Origin of the sequence: Streptomyces sp. NPDC001980 (assembly GCF_040296885.1) — a bacterium.
GTDB lineage: Bacteria > Actinomycetota > Actinomycetes > Streptomycetales > Streptomycetaceae > Streptomyces.
Genome location: NZ_JBEOYD010000052.1, coordinates 19,005 through 36,856, shown reverse-complemented (window position 1 = coordinate 36,856; position 17,852 = coordinate 19,005). Strand labels below are relative to the sequence as shown.

Below are 17,852 nucleotides of genomic sequence, written 5' to 3'. Positions count from 1 at the left end.
CCTACCTTCGGGCTCAGTCACTCATCCGAAGTCGGCAGACCGAGCACGCGGAGCACCGTGGAGGCGTCATGACAGCCCCAGCCCCTACTTCCCGTAGTCGCTGGATCCAGGAGTGGGATCCGGAGGACGAGGCGTTCTGGAACGCGACCGGCGAGAAGGTCGCCCGGCGGAACCTGGTCTTCTCGGTCCTCTCCGAGCACATCGGGTTCTCGATCTGGACCATGTGGTCCGTGCTGGTGCTGTTCATGGGCCCGGAGTACGGGCTCACCCCGGCCGACAAGTTCCTGCTGACCTCGATGGTCACGCTCGTCGGCGCGGTCGTCCGGGTGCCGTACACCTTCGCCGTCGCGGTCTTCGGCGGCCGGAACTGGACGATCATCAGCGCCGGGCTGCTGCTCGTCCCGACCGTCGCCGCGTTCGCCGTGATGAAGCCGGGGACGTCGTTCGACACGTTCCTGCTCGTGGGGCTGCTGGCCGGCATCGGCGGCGGTAACTTCGCCAGCAGCATGACCAACATCAACGCCTTCTTCCCGATGAGGAAGAAGGGGTGGGCGCTCGGGCTCAACGCGGGCGGCGGGAACATCGGCGTGCCCGTCATCCAGCTGGTCGCGCTTGCGATCATCGGGGCCAGCGGCGGGCCGCGGGTGCTGCTCGGGATCTACATCCCGCTGATCGTCGTCGCCGCCGTCCTCGCCGCGCTCTTCATGGACAACCTCGCCACCGTGAAGAACGACACCGGCGCCGCGATCGACGCCGCCAAGGACGGCCACACCTGGATCATGTCCTTCCTCTACGTCGGGACGTTCGGGTCGTTCATCGGCTACGCCTTCGCCTTCGGGCAGGTGCTCCAGGTCCAGTTCGGCCGTACGCCGCTCCAGTCTGCCTACCTCACCTTCATCGGCCCGCTGCTCGGCTCCCTCATCCGGCCCGTCGGCGGCTGGCTCGCCGACCGGTACGGCGGGGCGCGGATCACGCTCTGGAACTACGTCGGCATGGCCACCGCCACCGCCCTCCTCGTCGTCGCCAGCATGCAGAAGTCGCTGCCGATGTTCGTCACGGTCTTCGTCGTACTGTTCGCGCTCAGCGGGCTCGGCAACGGGTCGACGTACAAGATGATCCCCGGCATCTTCCAGGCCAAGGCCCTCGCCAAGGGGCTGCAGGGGGACGAAGCGGCCGCTTACGGGCGGCGGCTGTCCGGGGCCTCCATGGGGCTCATCGGGGCGGTCGGCGCGCTCGGCGGCGTCGGCATCAACCTCGCCTTCCGCCAGTCGTACCTCTCCTACGGCAGTGGCACCGGCGCCTTCGTCGCCTTCCTGGTCTTCTACGGTCTGTGCTTCGCCGTGACCTGGGCCGTATACCTTCGCCGGCCGGCCGCGCAGCGGCGGTCCGCGACCGCCACCGAGGCGAAGGCGCAGCTCAGCTACGCCGAGGTGTGACGTAACACTGGTGACATGAACCCGAACCGAGCCTGTCACGCACCGTTGACAGGCTCGTTCGGCATGCGGGTCAGCTAGGAGAGCAGCCATGGACGAGGAACAGCAGCAGCGGCCGGAGCCCGGTCAGCACGGCCCTCTCGCGGGGTTCACCGTGGGGGTCACCGCCGCGCGCCGCGCCGACGAGCTCGGGGCACTGCTGCAGCGGCGCGGTGCCGCCGTGCTGCACGCCCCCGCCCTGCGCATCGTGCCGCTCGCCGACGACGGCGAGCTGCTCGCCGCCACGAAGGAGATCATCGACCAGGCGCCGGACATCGTCGTCGCGACCACCGCGATCGGGTTCCGGGGGTGGGTCGAGGCCGCCGACGGGTGGGGCTTCGGCGAGGAGCTGCTCGGCCGGCTGCGGGAGGTGGAGCTGCTCGCCCGCGGGCCCAAGGTCAAGGGGGCGATCCGGGCCGCCGGGCTGACCGAGGAGTGGTCGCCGTCCTCCGAGTCCATGGCCGAGGTGCTCGACCGGCTCCTGGAGGAGGGCGTCGACGGCCGCCGGATCGCCGTACAGCTGCACGGGGAGCCGCTGCCGGGGTTCGTGGAGTCGCTGCGGGCGGCGGGCGCGGAGGTGGTGCCGGTGCCGGTGTACCGGTGGATGCCGCCGGAGGACCTGGGCCCGGTGGACCGGCTCCTGGACGCCGTCGTCTCCCGCTCGGTCGACGCGATCACCTTCACCAGCGCCCCCGCCGCGGCCTCCCTCGTCTCCCGTGCCGAGCACCGCGGGCTGCTCGGCGACCTGCTCGCCGCCCTCGGCCACGACGTCGTCCCCGCCTGCGTCGGACCGGTGACGGCGCTGCCGCTGCAGGCCCTCGGCGTCGACACCATCCAGCCGGAACGCTTCCGGCTCGGCCCCCTCGTCCAGCTGCTCTGCCAGGAACTCCCCTCCCGCGCCCGGGCGTTGCCCATCGCCGGCCACCGCGTCGAGATCCGGGGGCACGCGGTCCTCGTCGACGGCGCGCTGAAGCCGGTACCGCCCGCCGGGATGTCCCTGCTGCGGGCGCTGTCCCGCCGTCCGGGCTGGGTGGTCGCCCGCGCCGAACTCCTCCGGGCCCTGCCGGGCGCAGGCCGCGACGAACACGCGGTGGAGACGGCGATGGCCCGCCTCCGTACGGCCCTGGGCGCGCCGAAGCTGATCCAGACCGTCGTCAAGCGGGGCTACCGGCTGGCGCTGGACCCGGCGGCGGACGCGAAGTACGCGGACGTCTGAGGCAACGGCCGGGGAGCCGCGCCGACTCCTGCGCCCGGCCCTCCGCTTGGGAAGCCTCGGCTCCGGGGCGCCGGCCCCGGAATACACGTCATATGACGGGTGCCGCCGAAAAAGTGCGCTTCGTAGGGTCCATGGCATGCCACACCGATCAAATTCGGCCGTGCGCGACTGAGTCAGCCGACCGCGCTGAACTCCTGACGGCACACCCGTTCAGGTGGTGCCCGCCGCCCGCGCGCAGCCGCTCAGCGGCGAGCTCTCGGTCAGACCCCTTCCCTCAAGACCCATGTACGAGGAGTCCCATGAGTACCGACTTTTCCCGCCGCAATGTGCTGGCCGCCGGAGCCGCGCTGGCCGGGGCGGCGGCGTTGGCAGCCGGCTCGGAAGGTACGGCCGCCGCGGCGACGGCCCCGGCCGGTACCGGTGAGGAGAGATCGAAGGCGAAGCCCACGATCGTGCTGGTGCACGGCGGGTACGCCGACTCGTCCTGCTGGAACGCCACCATCCGGGAGCTGCAGGCCAAGGGCTACACCACGGTCTGCGGGTCGAACCCGCTGCGGGGCATTCCGACCGACGCCCCGTACATCGCGAGTCTGCTGGACTCCATCAGCGGACCGGTGGTGCTGGTCGCGCACTCCATGGGCGGAACGGTCATCACGAACGCCGCTGCCGGGAAGGCCAACGTCAAGGCACTGGTCTACATCGCGGCGTTCGTGCCCGAGGTGGGCGAGACGCAGGGGGAGCTCATCACCAAGTTCCCCGGCAGCGAGGTCGGGCCGGTCAGTGTGCCGGTCCCGTACACGAAGGCCGACGGCACCACCGGCACCGATCTGTACCTGAGCAAGGACGGCCAGGCAGCCTTCGCCGCCGACATATCCGCCGCCGACTTCCGGGTCCTGCAGGCCACGCAGCGGCCGTTCGACGCCGATTCCTTCGTCTTCCCGACCACGGCCGCGGCCTGGAAGACGATCCCGACCTGGGGGCTGGTCGCCGGCCAGGACAAGGCGATCCCGCCGGCCTGCGCGCGCTGGATGTACAGCCGTGCGAACGCGCGCAAGGTCGTCGAAGTGCCGAACTCCTCCCATGTCGTGATGCTCAGTCACCCCAGGATCGTCGCCGACCTCATCAGGGACGCCGCCAAGGCGGTCAGCTGACGCTCGCGACCAGCGCCCCGGTCCACCGTCATGGACCGGGGCGCTGTCGCCGCCCGGTGTTTCTCCCTCAGTGTTCTCCCTCGGTGTTCTCCTTCACGCGGGAGAGCGGGCTGCCGCCGGGGGAGTACGTGCAGCGGTTCTTCGCCACGGGCGATGAGCGGACCGGCTGACCGGCGTACGACGTTCTGGGGAGCCGGTTCCGGCAGCGGGCCGTAGGGGGCGGCTCGTGGTTCGTCACTCCGGTCCGTTCCGTCACGGGCGCGCCGGGCCGTCCCGTGCGGCCGCGCGCGTGCGACGGGCCGTGCCCCGCTCCGCGGGTGTGCGCTCTGCCGGATCCCGGCCGGTGGGCGGCACGCTGGCGCCGGACCACGGCACACGGGGGACGGGGACGGAACATGACACGCTGGCAGCCCTTGCCGGCCACACTGCCGCGCGAGGCCCGGCACCTGGTCGAGCAACTGCGGGTCCTCAAGGGCCGTACCGGCCTCAGCCTCGCCGGACTGGCCCGGCGTACCGCGTACAGCAAGTCGTCCTGGCAGCGCTATCTGAGCGGCGACAGACTGCCGCCGCGGGCCGCCGCGCAGGTGCTGTGCCGACTGGCCGGCGGGGACCAGGCGCGGCTCCTGGCGCTGTGGGAGCTGGCCGAGCAGGCGTGGCCGCAGGGTGTGGCGGAGCCGGCGGTCGAAGCCACGGCCGAAGCGGCGGTCGCGCCCGCTTCGACCGCCATGCCGCCCAAGCCGCCCAAGCCGCCCATGCCGCCCATGCCGCCCAAGTCCTCCATAGGACAGCGGCGGTGGCGGATCGCCGCTGTCGCCGCGTCCGTCCTCGCCGCGCTGCTGGCCGCCGGGCTGCTGTGGGCGCTGCCCCGCAGGGCGGGCGACGCTGTCGTCGCCCGCCCCCGCGGTGCGCTCAGCCGCGCTGGTCGTAGTAGGCGATCTTCCAGGAACCGGTGCCCTTGATGCGCACCCGGTACTTGTTGCTGATCCGCTTGAGCGTGGCGTTGTGCGCGGTGCCGTGGAACGTGACGGCGCTGCCCGCGGCCGGGCCGGTGAGCCGCTGCTGGGCGAAGGTCCAGCTCTGCTCGGTGACCACGCCGTCGTTGTCCGACAGGCCGAAGTGCTCCTGCCACCACTGGGTGGCCGATTCGGTCTCGGGGCCGAACGAGCCGTCGATCTTGCTCTTCTCGAACGGGTGCAAGTCGCCGTCGTCGTCCTGGTACTGGGCGCCGTCCGCCCACAGCACGGTCTCCCACAGGGCCGTGGCGTTGCTCTGGGCGTAGTCGTCGACGCCGAGGTTCTCCTCGTCCTGCCAGTCGTCGGTGACGGCGCCGCCGCCGTCGATGCCGTGGTACGGCGCGGCGGCGCTCGCGGCCGGCGCCAGGGCCAGGCCGCCGGCGCCCAGCAGTACGGCCGTCGCCATCGCGGCGACCCGGGTGCGCATGCTCATGAACGTGTCCTTTCTGAACCGCCGTCCCTCACGGGTCCCCCCTGGGGCGGCTCGCTGTGCGTTCGCAGGACACAGGGTCACGGTCCGGAGCGGGGGGCGGCGAGGCCTGCCGGGGTATCCGGACCGAACGGGGACGGCCCGCGTGCCGGGCACGGGCGTCCCCGCCCGGAACGGGGTCGCACGGGAACCGCGCGGAACAGCGGAACACCGGTACGAGGACTTCCGGCCGCCCGCCGCACCGGGCACTGTGAACAGAACGGTTCCCCTGTCCTAGGCGGTGACAGGCACATGGCACTGGGTACGGCCGCGTCCGCGTCCGCGTACGAGCTGCGCTTCGACGCCGGGCGGATCTGTCTCGATCTGCTCGCGACCACGCATCCCGGCGAACGGCTCGACGGGCTCGAACCGTTGCGGGCCTGGATCACCGGATCCGGACTCGTCCCGCCGGGCACCCCGCTGGCCCACGCCGACGCCGGCTGGCTCGTCGGCTTCCGTGAACTGCGCGGACATGTACAGCAGTTGGTGCGCGGCCGGAACACCCCGGGGGCCCGGCCGTACGACCTCGCGCTCGCCCGCGTCAACGACGTCGCCCGCGCCGCGGCGCCCCCGGCCCCGCGCGCCGTACCCGGTGAGGACGGGTACCTGGTACGGGAGTTGGCCGGGCCGCCGGGCTGCGCGGCACTGCTGGCCGCCGTCGCCAGGGACGCCGTGGAGCTGCTCACCGACCCCGTCGCGCGGGCGGCGGTCAGGGAGTGCGAGGGCGACAACTGCCCCCTCGTGTACCTGGACACCTCCCGGGGGCGCAGGCGCCGCTGGTGCTCCAGCGAGGTCTGCGGGAACCGCGAGCGGGTGGCCCGGCACCGGCGCCGCGCCGCCCTCGCCCGCGCCTGAACGCGCCTGAGCGATCCTGAATGCGTATGGACGCACGTGAACGCATGTGAACATGCGTGAACGTACGTGATCGCCGTCACTCCCCATGTCAATTATCGTCCTATTCACGGCTTTTGTCGGATCTTCATCGAAGCTCCGCGAAAGTGATTTCGACAACACTCCGTTTGGTGACGGGTGAGTACGGGCAGCCCGGCCGTCCTCGACGTTGTGTCGGAAATGTAAAGATCACGCGGTGGGAATGTGGGGTCATGTCCCGCTCGTCATGTCACCTCGCAGAAAAATGTGGGGTCTTGTTGAACACGCCGCGAGCCACTTCCGTACCGGTGGGGGAGCGACCGACTGGGGGAACCCCCGGACACCGGAGGTGGGCGTGCGCAAGGATGCGGCCGTGGCCAATGAACGTGGATCGAGGGCCCGACATCGCATGTCCCAGCCCTCGGAGCCCGATGAGGAGCTGATGCGTGCCCTCTACCGAGAGCACGCCGGACCTCTCCTTGCGTATGTCCTTCGGCTGGTCGCCGGTGATCGGCAACGCGCCGAGGACGTCGTGCAAGAGACACTCATCCGTGCCTGGAAGAACGCCGGCCAGCTCAATCGGGCGACCGGATCTGTACGCCCCTGGCTGGTGACGGTCGCTCGCCGCATCGTCATCGACGGTCACCGCAGCCGGCAGGCCCGGCCGCAGGAGGTCGATCCGTCGCCGCTGGAGGTCATCCCCGCGGAGGACGAGATCGACAAGGCGCTGTGGCTGATGACGCTGTCTGACGCGCTCGACGACCTGACCCCGGCCCACCGGGAGGTGCTCGTCGAGACGTACTTCAAGGGGCGTACCGTCAACGAGGCGGCCGAAACGCTGGGTATACCCAGCGGCACCGTCCGTTCGCGGGTGTTCTATGCCCTCAGGTCGATGAAGCTGGCACTGGAGGAGCGGGGGGTGACGGCGTGATGAGTGTGTACGGGGGACACGGCGGGTTCGGCACAGGTGGTTCGGGTATGTCTGGTGCTATGCAGGAATCTCCGGTGCCCAATGAGCACGAGACTGTCGGCGCGTATGCGCTCGGGATTCTCGACGACGCCGAGGCAACCGCTTTCGAGGCCCATCTGGCCGGGTGCGAATGGTGCGCCCAGCAGCTCGACGAGCTGGCCGGAATGGAGCCCATGCTCGCGGCCCTGGCGGATCTGCCGGGCTCCGGAAGTACCCCGTCCATCGGCGAGTCGCTGTCCGCGAAGCCCAGCCCGCGGATGGTCGAGAAACTCGTCGTCGAGGTCTCCGAGAAGCGGAAGGTCCGCAGCAGGCGGAACGTCTTCGCACTGGCCGCCTCGGTCGTGCTGATCGCCGGCGGCACGGCGGCCGGCGTGGCGCTGAGCGGCAGCTCGGACAACGGCAACGCGGACATGGCCATGGGGCCCGCCCAGGCGGCCTTCCAGACCATGACCGACAAGAAGTCGGCCACGGACCCGACGACCCACGTCACCGCGACCGTCGCCGTCGAGAAGAAGGACTGGGGCACCCACGCGGTCCTCCAGCTCGAGAACGTCACCGGCCCGAAGAAGTGCTCGCTGATCGCCGTCGGCAAGAACGGCGAGCGCGAGACGGTGACCTCCTGGTCCGTCCCGACCTGGGGATACGGCATCACCGACGCCAAGACGGAGAAGGCCAAGGAGCCCCTCTACGTGCACGGCGGGGCCGCCTTCACCCCCAACCAGATCGACCACTTCGAGGTCATGACCTTCGACGGGAAGAAGCTCGTCTCGGTCAGCGCGTAGCTTCGGCGGGCCCCCTTCGCGTACGGTTGACGGCTGCCCAGCACGTCAGAAGGGGGCCCGGTGGCCGCTCAGGCTCAGCAATCCGCGGTCGGCTCTCACGGCTCGGATCGGGATTCCGCACAGGACTCCGTCCAGGACTCGCTCCAGGACTCCGTCCAGGATTCCGTTCGAGACCGTGAGATCAGCGTCGAACAGGTACACCTCGACCGGGTGTACCGCCGTCTCGAGGAGAAGATCCACGAGGCGGAGTTCCTGATGAACGACGCGGCGAAACGCGGTCAGGTAGGCACACCCGGTGCGCTCGCCGAACGCGACGCGCAGGTCTTCCGGGCGGGCGTCCACCTGAACCGGCTCAACAACGAGTTCGAGGACTTCCTCTTCGGCCGCATCGACCTGCTCCTCGGGAAGGACGGCAAGAAGGGGCCCGACGGCGCCTACACCGCCGTGGAACCCGCCGAGGGCGTGGTCCGCGGCGACAACACCGCCGACATCGCCGAGACCCTGCACATCGGCCGCATCGGCGTCCTCGACCAGGACTACGCCCCGCTGGTCATCGACTGGCGGGCCCCGGCCGCCGCGCCCTTCTACCGGTCCACCCCGGTCGATCCCGGGCGGGTCGTACGACGCCGGGTCATCCGCTCCAAGGGCCGCCGGGTCCTCGGGGTCGAGGACGATCTGATGCGCCCCGAGCTGACCGCCTTCCTCGACGGCGACACGCTGCCCGTCATCGGCGACGGCGCCCTGATGGCCGCCCTCGGCCAGGCCCGCAGCCACACCATGCGGGACATCGTCGCCTCCATCCAGGCCGAGCAGGACCTGGTCATCCGCGCCCCCGCCGCCTCCGTCACCTACGTCGAGGGCGGCCCGGGGACCGGCAAGACGGCCGTCGCCCTGCACCGCGCCGCCTACCTGCTCTACCAGGACCGGCGCCGGTACGCGGGCGGCATCCTGATCGTCTCCCCGACCCCGCTCCTCGTCGCGTACACCGAGGGCGTGCTCCCGTCGCTCGGCGAGGAGGGCCAGGTCGCCATCCGCGCCATCGGCTCCCTCGTCGACGGCGCCGAGGCCACGCTCTACGACACCCCGGCCACCGCCCGCGCCAAGGGCTCCTCCCGGATGCTCCGGGTGCTGCGCAAGGCCGCCCGCGGAGCCCTGGAGCTGAACGATTCACCGAACCGGCTCAGGGTCGTCGCCTTCAACCGCCGCCTGGAGCTGGAGGCCGAGGACCTCGACCGCATCCGGCACAACGCGCTGGGCGGTACCGCCCCGGTCAACCTGCTCCGCCCCCGCGCCCGCAAGCTCCTCCTGGACGCCCTGTGGGCCCGCTCCGGCGCGGCCGGCCGGCACACCGACCCGGAGCTCGTCGCCGAACTGCGCTCCTCCTTCGACGAGGACCTCGTCACCGAGGACTCCTTCATCGGGTTCCTGGACGCCTGGTGGCCCGAGCTGACCCCGCAGGCCGTCCTCGCGGCGATGGCCGACGAGAGACGCCTCGGCCGCTGGGCCCGCCGCATCCTCAACCCGGGCGAGATCCGCCGGGTGGCCCGCTCCCTGAAGCGGGACGGCCGCACCGTCCACGACATCGCCATGCTGGACGAGCTCCAGGCCATCCTCGGCACCCCGGCCCGCCCCCGGAAGAAGCGCGAGGCGGACCCGCTGGACCACCTCAGCGGCCTGGAGGAGCTGATGCCGGTGCGCGAGGAGTCGCAGCGCGAGCGCGCCGAGCGGCTCGCCCAGGAGCGGGTCGAGTACGCCCACGTCATCGTCGACGAGGCTCAGGACCTCACCCCGATGCAGTGGCGGATGGTCGGCCGCCGCGGCCGGCACGCCACCTGGACGGTCGTCGGCGACCCCGCCCAGTCCTCCTGGTCCGACCCCGACGAGGCGGCCGAGGCCCGCGACGAGGCCCTGGGCACCCGCCCGCGCCGCCGCTTCGAGCTCACGGTCAACTACCGCAACCCGTCCGAGATCGCCGAACTCGCGGCGAAGGTCCTGGCCCTCGCCATGCCCGGCTCCAAGTCCCCCTCCGCCGTCCGCTCCACGGGCGTCGAGCCCCGCTTCTCCGTCGTGCGCGACTCGCTCGAGAAGACCGTGCGCGCCGAGGCCGAGCGGCTGCTGGACCTCGTCGACGGCACGGTCGGCGTGGTCGTCGCCATGGACCGGCGCGCCGAGGCCGCCCGCTGGCTGGCCGGGCTCGGCGACCGGGTGGTGGCCCTCGGCAGCCTGGAGGCCAAGGGCCTGGAGTACGACGCCACGGTCGTCGTCTCGCCCGCGGAGATCGCCGACGAGTCCCCGGCCGGGCTGCGCGTGCTGTACGTGGCCCTCACCCGGGCGACGCAGCAGCTGACGGTGGTCTCCGGCGAACGGGACGTGCCGGACGCGGCGGGGGTGCCGGACCTGCTCAGGGACTGACGGGCAGGCCCGTTCGGCTGGTTCGGCCGGGGTTTTCCTGTGAAGTCCCCGGACGGGAATGGCCGCGCGGGATCTGTTTGTTAGCCTTGTCGTGACACCGGCTCGATCCAAGCCCCCGGGCCCAACCTTCGTCGCTACGAGCGACCACTTGCCGCGAGGCGAGCATGGCGGGTCGGTGTCATAAACGTAGGAGGAGGCCCACGTCACGTGTGACGTGGGCCTCTTTTTTGCGCGAACAATACGTACGTAATCAGGCCCGGCTAACGCCTACCCGACGGTAGGTGCGACGATCGGACGGCAAAACCAGCGACACGGTGAAACAACGAAGGAAGTCGGCCATGGCAACGGCGCCCAGCGTCTCCTACTCGATGACCATCCGGCTGGAGGTGCCCGCGAGCGGAACCGCCGTCTCGCAGCTCACCACCGCCGTGGAGTCCTCCGGAGGCTCGGTGACCGGCCTCGACGTCACCGCGTCGGGCCACGAGAAGCTCCGCATCGACGTCACCATCGCGGCCAGCTCGACCGCCCACGCCGACCAGATCGTCGGGCAGCTCCGCGAGATCGAGGGCGTCACCCTCGGCAAGGTCTCGGACCGTACGTTCCTCATGCACCTCGGCGGCAAGATCGAGATGCAGTCCAAGCACCCCATCCGCAACCGTGACGACCTCTCCATGATCTACACCCCGGGCGTGGCCCGCGTGTGCATGGCGATCGCGGAGAACCCCGAGGACGCGCGCCGCCTCACCATCAAGCGCAACTCCGTTGCGGTCGTGACGGACGGCTCCGCGGTCCTGGGCCTCGGCAACATCGGCCCCAAGGCCGCCCTCCCGGTCATGGAGGGCAAGGCGGCCCTCTTCAAGCGGTTCGCCGGCATCGACGCCTGGCCGCTCTGCCTCGACACCCAGGACACCGACGCGATCGTCGAGATCGTCAAGGCGATCGCCCCCGGCTTCGCCGGCATCAACCTGGAGGACATCTCCGCGCCGCGCTGCTTCGAGATCGAGGCCCGCCTGCGCGAGGCCCTCGACATCCCCGTCTTCCACGACGACCAGCACGGCACCGCGATCGTCGTCCTCGCCGCCCTGACGAACGCACTTCGCGTCGCGGGCAAGGCAATTGAGAACATCCGGGTCGTCATGTCCGGCGCCGGCGCGGCCGGTACCGCCATCCTCAAGCTGCTGCTCGCGGCCGGCCTGAAGAACGCCGTCGTCGCCGACATCCACGGTGTCGTGCACTCCGCCCGCGAGGACCTCGTCGACGCCTCGGCCGACTCGCCGCTGCGCTGGATCGCCGACAACACCAACCACGAGAACCTGACCGGCACCCTCAAGGAGGCCGTGCGCGGCGCCGACGTCTTCATCGGCGTCTCCGCCCCCAACGTCATCGACGGCGACGACGTGGCCGCCATGGCCGAGGGCGCGATCGTGTTCGCACTCGCGAACCCCGACCCCGAGGTGGACCCGGCGATCGCCCGCCAGACGGCCGCCGTGGTGGCCACCGGCCGCTCCGACTTCCCGAACCAGATCAACAACGTGCTGGTCTTCCCGGGTGTCTTCCGCGGCCTCCTGGACGCCCAGTCCCGTACGGTGAACACCGACATGATGCTCGCGGCCGCGAAGGCCCTCGCCGATGTGGTCACGGAGGACGAGCTGAACCCGAACTACATCATCCCGAGCGTCTTCAACGAGAAGGTCGCGGGAGCGGTGGCGGGCGCGGTCAGGGAGGCCGCAAAGGGCGCCTGACGAGCGCCCTTACCGGGAGCGCCCCGTCAGGGGCACGGGGAACTGCGCGAGCAACCCCCACCGGGCCGCATCCGAAGCACGGACCCAGGCAAACGTTTGTGAAACTTGCCACGCCATCCAATCGGCGCGTCGTGAAACCCCCCCTTCGGCCCACCCGTAGGGTATTGGCGGCACCCGGATTGGCGTTCCCGCCGCAGGTGGGGGCAGGATGCGTCCCGGCCCAACATGCGGCTCCGCCGCGTGGCACGCCTCAATGGCAAGAAGAACACGGGAGTAACAACATGAACCGCAGTGAGCTGGTGGCCGCGCTGGCCGACCGTGCCGAGGTGACTCGCAAGGACGCCGACGCCGTGCTGGCCGCTTTCGCCGATGTCGTCGGCGACATCGTCTCCAAGGGCGACGAGAAGGTCACCATCCCCGGCTTCCTGACCTTCGAGCGCACCCACCGTGCCGCTCGCACCGCGCGCAACCCGCAGACCGGCGAGCCGATCAACATCCCCGCCGGCTTCAGCGTGAAGGTCTCCGCGGGCTCGAAGCTGAAGGAATCCGCGAAGGGCAAGTGAGCGGAGGCGCTTCGCTTGAGCGCCATCGGTGACTGCGGGCCCGTCGTGGCTTGGTCGCGCAGTTCCCCGCGCCCCTGACGGGGCGCTCTCGCCAGGGGCGTGAAAGCGCTCGGCGGGCAAGCGGCAAACGACGATGGGGCGGCCCCTCCACCAGGGGCCGCCCCATCGTCGTACCGGCTCTTGCAGGCGTCAGCCGAGTGCCTTGCCCGGCAGTTCCACCTTCGCGCCCAGCTCTACCAACTTCTCCATGAAGTTCTCGTAGCCGCGGTTGATGAGGTCGATGCCGTGGACGCGGGAGGTGCCCTGGGCCGCGAGGGCGGCGATGAGGTAGGAGAAGCCGCCGCGGAGGTCGGGGATGACCAGGTCGGCGCCCTGGAGCTTCGTCGGCCCGGACACGACCGCGGAGTGCAGGAAGTTGCGCTGGCCGAAGCGGCAGGCCGAGCCGCCCAGGCACTCGCGGTAGAGCTGGATGTGAGCACCCATCTGGTTCAGCGCGGAGGTGAAGCCGAGGCGGGACTCGTAGACCGTCTCGTGGACGATGGACAGGCCGGTCGCCTGGGTCAGGGCGACGACGAGCGGCTGCTGCCAGTCGGTCTGGAAGCCCGGGTGCACGTCCGTCTCCAGCGCGATGGACTTCAGCTGGCCGCCGGGGTGCCAGAAGCGGATGCCCTCGTCGTCGATCTCGAAGGCACCGCCCACCTTCCGGTAGGTGTTCAGGAACGTCATCATCGAGCGCTGCTGGGCGCCCCGGACGTAGATGTTGCCCTCGGTCGCCAGGGCCGCCGACGCCCAGGACGCGGCCTCCAGACGGTCCGACAGGGCCCGGTGGGTGTAGCCGCCGAGCTTTTCCACACCGGTGATGCGGATCGTGCGGTCGGTGTCGATCGCGATGATCGCGCCCATCTTCTGCAGCACGCAGATGAGGTCCTCGATCTCCGGCTCCACGGCCGCGTTCGACAACTCCGTGACGCCCTCGGCGAGTACGGCCGTCAGCAGCACCTGCTCGGTCGCGCCGACGGACGGGTACGGCAGCTGGATCTTCGTGCCGCGCAGCCCCTTCGGCGCCTCCAGGTACTGGCCGTCCGCGCGCTTCTCGATGGTCGCGCCGAACTGGCGCAGCACGTCGAAGTGGAAGTCGATGGGACGTCCGCCGATGTCACAGCCGCCGAGGCCCGGGATGAAGGCGTGGCCGAGCCGGTGCAGCAGCGGGCCGCAGAACAGGATCGGGATCCGGCTGGAACCCGCGTGGGCATCGATGTCAGCGACGTTCGCGCTCTCCACGTACGTCGGATCGAGCACCAGCTCACCGGGCTCCTCGCCCGGCCGTACCGTCACCCCGTGCAGCTGCAGCAGGCCGCGTACGACCCGCACGTCACGGATGTCCGGAACGTTGCGCAGCCGACTGGGTGCACTGCCCAGCAGGGCGGCGACCATGGCCTTGGGTACGAGGTTCTTCGCACCGCGGACACGGATCTCGCCCTCCAGCGGGGTGCCGCCGTGGACAAGCAGGACATCGTCGTTGACGGTCATGAATCTCGCGTTCCATGGAGTTGGGCAGGGCCGGAGAGACAGAGTAATCGCCCATCGGCCCCCTCCCGTAAGCCCACGGACCACCCAGCTACGTCATAGCTGTGTCACAACACGAACGGTGCCTAATCGGACACATGGGGTCACTGCCCGTGACCGTGCGCCGGGGGCGCTCCCTTCCGCCCTGAGCTGCATTCACCCGTGGACCCGGATTGGCTCCCCACGCGAAGGGAAGATGCGGGATCATGTCAGGCATGACCGAGGTGTCCTCGCTCACAGGGCGGCTGCTCGTGGCCACGCCCGCCCTGGCGGACCCGAACTTCGACCGTGCGGTGGTGCTCCTTCTCGACCACGACGAGGAGGGCTCCCTCGGTGTCGTCCTCAACCGCCCCACCCCGGTGGACGTCGGCGACATCCTGGAGGGCTGGGCCTCTCTCGCGGGCGAGCCGGGGGTCGTCTTCCAGGGCGGCCCGGTCTCCCTGGACTCCGCGCTCGGCGTCGCGGTCATCCCCGGCGGGGCCAACGGCGACCGCGCCCCGCTCGGCTGGCGCCGGGTGCACGGCGCGATCGGCCTGGTCGACCTGGAGGCCCCGCCCGAGCTGCTCGCCTCGGCCCTCGGCTCCTTGCGGATCTTCGCCGGTTACGCCGGCTGGGGCCCCGGCCAGCTGGAGGACGAACTGGTCGAGGGCGCCTGGTACGTCGTCGAGTCCGAACCCGGCGACGTCTCCTCCCCGTCCCCGGAAAGACTCTGGCGCGAGGTCCTGCGCCGCCAGCGCAACGAGCTCGCGATGGTGGCCACCTACCCGGACGACCCCTCGCTCAACTGACGGTGAGCCTTCTCGCAACCGTTGTCCGGGCGCTTCAGTACCCTTGGCACTTATGAGCACTCTTGAGCCCGAGCGCGGGACTGGTACCGGGACCCTCGTAGAACCGACACCGCAGGTGTCCCACGGCGACGGCGACCACGAGCGCTTCGCCCACTACGTCCAGAAGGACAAGATCATGGCGAGCGCCCTCGACGGCACCCCCGTCGTGGCGCTGTGCGGCAAGGTGTGGGTGCCCGGCCGCGACCCGAAGAAGTACCCCGTGTGTCCCATGTGCAAGGAGATCTACGAGTCCATGGGCGCCGGCGGCGACGGCGAGGGCCAGGACAAGTAACCCGCTGGTCCGACAGCTCGGCTCACCGAGGCCCCGGGCACGCTTTGGCGTGCTCCGGGGCCTTTGTCGTACCCGTGCGTTGCACGGAGTGCGTCATGCGGTCACAGAGTGGTTGAGACCTCTTGTCGGCATGTTCATGTTGTCCCTAGCCTCCGTGGTGTTGTGCAGAGCGAAATAGCCGTTGCATACCTTGCAACGCTCCCGTGCTTGAGCGCGCTCCCGGAGGGTCACTCCATGAAGCTCCCCGTCCCCGCACTCCTCGTCGGCGCCCTGTTCCTCGCCGCCGCGTGCGCCCCGCAGACCTCCTCCAACTCCGCCTCCGACAAGGACGACAAGAGCGGCACCCTGCGGGTGTGGCTCTTCCAGGAGGTCGGCAACGACCCGAAGCAGAAGGTCGTCGACTCCGTCGTCGCCGCCTTCGAGAAGGCGCACACCGGCACCAAGGTCGACGTGGAGTACATCCCGGTCGACACGCGCGCCCAGCGCGTCAAGGCCGCCTTCAACGACCCGGCCTCGGCTCCCGACGTCATGGAGTACGGCAACACCGACACCGCCGGATACGTCCACGACGGCGGACTCCTCGACGTCACGAAGGACTTCGGCGCCTGGAGCGAGGCGAAGGACACCGACCCGACGGCCCGGCAGTCGGTGACCGTCGGCGGCAAGGTCTACGGCGCCCCCTTCTACGTCGGCGTCCGCGCCCTCTACTACCGCACGGACGTCTTCAGGGAACTGGGCCTGAAGCCGCCGGCCACCCTGGCCGAGCTGGCCTCCACCGCTCGCAGGATCCGTGCCGCGAAGCCCGACCTGTACGGCCTGGTCGTCGGCGGCGCCTACACCTACGGCGCGATGCCCTTCATCTGGGCCGAGGGCGGCGAACTGGCGACGGACAAGGGAGGGTCGTACACCTCGGCGATCGGCAGCGCGGCCGCGCAGAAGGGCATCAAGGAGTACACGTCCCTCTTCGGCGACGACAACTGTCCGGCCGCCAAGTGCGCGGGATTCGGCGGCAACGACACGGTCACCGCGTTCGCCGCGGGCAAGGCGGGCATGGCGATCGGGGGCGACTTCAGCCACGCCGCCGTGGAGGCGGGGAGCGTCAAGGGCAAGTACGCGGTGGTGCCGCTGCCGGGGGCCGCGGCCGGCTCGATCGCGCCGGCCTTCGCGGGCGGCAACAACATCGGGGTGCTGAAGAGCACGACACACCGCACGCTGGCCGTCGCGCTGATGGAGGAACTGGCCTCCAAGAAGACGCAGGCGGAGATGTTCGACGCGATGGGGTTCCTGCCGACGTTCAAGGACGTCCGTGACCAGGCGGCCGCGAAGGAGCCGTTCGTGAAGCCGTTCGTGACGACCCTGGCCGCCGGGACGAAGTTCGTGCCTGCCTCGTCGGGGTGGTCGCAGATCGACTCGTCGCTGGTGCTGCCGACGATGTTCCAGGAGGTCATCAGCGGCAAGAAGAGTGTGGGAGCTGCTTCGCAGGAGGCGGCGAAGAAGATGGACGACGCGTTCGGCTCCGCCGGATGACGCCGACGGTGGGGGTGCTTGCCGAGCGTGGGCGGGTGCGGCGCCGTCGTGGCTGGTCGCGCCCGCGCGGCGGTAGCCGCAAATTCAATACAGCCCCGCGCCCCTTGGCAAGCCGGACTGTGCCTTGGCTGTATCTGGCCCCCGCTCTTGTGGTCCTCGGGGGGCTGCTCGTCTACCCCATCTATCAGCTCGGGCTCATCTCCGTCTTCCGGTACACCCAGGCTCAGGTCAGTGGCGGTGAACCCACCGCCTTCGTGGGGCTCGACAACTACTCGGACGTCTTCTCCGACGACCAGTTCTGGTCGGTGCTGCTGGCCACCGTCGGCTTCGCCGCCGCCTGTGTCGTGTCGACCCTTGCCGTCGGGTGTGCGCTCGCCGTGCTGCTGACGCGGGTGCGTGCGGTGCCTCGGCTGGCGCTGATGCTGGCGGCGCTGGGGGCGTGGGCGACCCCGGCCGTCACCGGGTCCACGGTCTGGCTGTTCCTCTTCGACCCGGACTTCGGGCCGGTCGACAGGGTGCTCGGGCTCGGTGACCACTCCTGGACGTACGGGCGCTACTCCGCCTTCTTCCTGGTCCTGCTCGAAGTGGTGTGGTGCTCCTTCCCGTTCGTCATGGTCACCGTGTACGCCGGGATCCGCGCCGTGCCGTCCGAGGTGCTGGAGGCCGCCGCGCTGGACGGGGCCTCGCAGTGGCGGATCTGGCGGTCGGTGCTGGCGCCGATGCTCCGGCCGATCCTCATGGTCGTCACCATCCAGTCGGTGATCTGGGACTTCAAGATCTTCACCCAGATCTACGTGATGACCGGCGGGGGCGGCATCGCCGGGCAGAACCTGGTGCTCAACGTGTACGCCTACCAGCAGGCCTTCGCCTCCTCGCAGTACGGGCTGGGCGCGGCCATCGGCGTCGTCACGCTGCTGGTGCTGCTCGCCGTCACCCTGGTCTACCTGCGGCTGCTGCGCCGGCAGGGGGAGGAGCTGTGA

Annotated in this window: 16 protein-coding genes; 14 read left to right on the top strand and 2 right to left on the bottom strand. The window is 70.4% G+C overall.

From position 1 onward, the window contains the following. The first annotated feature begins 68 nt into the window (after positions 1 to 68). The 4 genes from ABT137_RS44610 (at position 69) to ABT137_RS44595 (ending at position 4,798) form a co-directional block, all read left to right on the top strand. Positions 69 to 1,436, top strand: coding sequence for a nitrate/nitrite transporter (locus tag ABT137_RS44610; protein ID WP_351718267.1), 1,368 nt, complete (start codon positions 69 to 71; stop codon positions 1,434 to 1,436). Positions 1,437 to 1,524: 88 nt separating this feature from the next. Continuing rightward, a complete protein-coding gene (locus tag ABT137_RS44605) occupies positions 1,525 to 2,688 on the top strand; it encodes a uroporphyrinogen-III synthase (protein WP_351718265.1) in 1,164 nt (387 codons plus the stop codon). 299 nt (positions 2,689 to 2,987) lie between these two features. Then, positions 2,988 to 3,839, top strand: a complete 852-nt coding sequence (locus ABT137_RS44600) for an alpha/beta fold hydrolase (protein ID WP_351718263.1) — start codon at positions 2,988 to 2,990, stop codon at positions 3,837 to 3,839. A 395-nt stretch (positions 3,840 to 4,234) separates the two neighbouring features. Next, on the top strand, positions 4,235 to 4,798 hold the full coding sequence (locus ABT137_RS44595) for a helix-turn-helix domain-containing protein (RefSeq protein WP_351718261.1): 564 nt from the start codon (positions 4,235 to 4,237) through the stop codon (positions 4,796 to 4,798). On the opposite strand, the gene ABT137_RS44590 is transcribed toward ABT137_RS44595, so the two are convergent. Beyond that, positions 4,749 to 5,285: a peptidoglycan-binding domain-containing protein gene (locus ABT137_RS44590; RefSeq protein WP_351718259.1), complete on the bottom strand. Its 537-nt coding sequence runs from the start codon at positions 5,283 to 5,285 to the stop codon at positions 4,749 to 4,751. The two genes, ABT137_RS44595 and ABT137_RS44590, sit on opposite strands and share 50 nt — an antisense overlap. Before the next feature lie 288 nt (positions 5,286 to 5,573). Here ABT137_RS44590 and ABT137_RS44585 point away from each other — a divergent pair, with 288 nt between their 5' ends. From ABT137_RS44585 to ABT137_RS44560, 6 genes are all read left to right on the top strand, one after another. Further along, entirely contained in the window at positions 5,574 to 6,176 is a 603-nt protein-coding gene (locus ABT137_RS44585; protein WP_351718257.1) for a CGNR zinc finger domain-containing protein, read from the top strand. A gap of 424 nt (positions 6,177 to 6,600) precedes the next feature. Continuing rightward, a complete protein-coding gene (locus ABT137_RS44580) occupies positions 6,601 to 7,122 on the top strand; it encodes a sigma-70 family RNA polymerase sigma factor (protein WP_010039908.1) in 522 nt (173 codons plus the stop codon). Beyond that, complete coding sequence (locus tag ABT137_RS44575; protein WP_351718256.1) at positions 7,122 to 7,943, top strand: anti-sigma factor family protein; 822 nt, start codon at positions 7,122 to 7,124, stop codon at positions 7,941 to 7,943. Before ABT137_RS44580 ends, ABT137_RS44575 begins: the two co-directional genes overlap by 1 nt. A gap of 60 nt (positions 7,944 to 8,003) precedes the next feature. Continuing rightward, positions 8,004 to 10,355: a HelD family protein gene (locus ABT137_RS44570; protein ID WP_502984676.1), complete on the top strand. Its 2,352-nt coding sequence runs from the start codon at positions 8,004 to 8,006 to the stop codon at positions 10,353 to 10,355. A 338-nt stretch (positions 10,356 to 10,693) separates the two neighbouring features. Then, entirely contained in the window at positions 10,694 to 12,097 is a 1,404-nt protein-coding gene (locus ABT137_RS44565) for an NAD-dependent malic enzyme (protein WP_351718254.1), read from the top strand. 281 nt (positions 12,098 to 12,378) lie between these two features. Then, the gene (locus tag ABT137_RS44560; RefSeq protein ID WP_189268239.1) at positions 12,379 to 12,660 is read left to right on the top strand and encodes an HU family DNA-binding protein; all 282 of its coding nucleotides are present in this window, start codon (positions 12,379 to 12,381) and stop codon (positions 12,658 to 12,660) included. Between the two features lie 189 nt (positions 12,661 to 12,849). Here the strand turns inward: ABT137_RS44560 and murA are convergent, their stop codons facing one another. Continuing rightward, positions 12,850 to 14,190, bottom strand: coding sequence for a UDP-N-acetylglucosamine 1-carboxyvinyltransferase (gene murA, locus ABT137_RS44555; protein ID WP_351718252.1), 1,341 nt, complete (start codon positions 14,188 to 14,190; stop codon positions 12,850 to 12,852). A gap of 251 nt (positions 14,191 to 14,441) precedes the next feature. On the opposite strand from murA, the gene ABT137_RS44550 reads away from it, so the two are divergent. From ABT137_RS44550 to ABT137_RS44535, 4 genes are all read left to right on the top strand, one after another. Beyond that, positions 14,442 to 15,014, top strand: coding sequence for a YqgE/AlgH family protein (locus ABT137_RS44550; RefSeq protein WP_217545775.1), 573 nt, complete (start codon positions 14,442 to 14,444; stop codon positions 15,012 to 15,014). Positions 15,015 to 15,066: 52 nt separating this feature from the next. Beyond that, positions 15,067 to 15,345, top strand: coding sequence for a DUF3039 domain-containing protein (locus ABT137_RS44545; RefSeq protein WP_351718250.1), 279 nt, complete (start codon positions 15,067 to 15,069; stop codon positions 15,343 to 15,345). Between the two features lie 234 nt (positions 15,346 to 15,579). After that, the gene (locus ABT137_RS44540; protein ID WP_351718248.1) at positions 15,580 to 16,872 is read left to right on the top strand and encodes an extracellular solute-binding protein; all 1,293 of its coding nucleotides are present in this window, start codon (positions 15,580 to 15,582) and stop codon (positions 16,870 to 16,872) included. After that, complete coding sequence (locus ABT137_RS44535) at positions 16,869 to 17,852, top strand: carbohydrate ABC transporter permease (RefSeq protein WP_502984675.1); 984 nt, start codon at positions 16,869 to 16,871, stop codon at positions 17,850 to 17,852. The genes ABT137_RS44540 and ABT137_RS44535 overlap by 4 nt, the downstream gene beginning before the upstream one ends.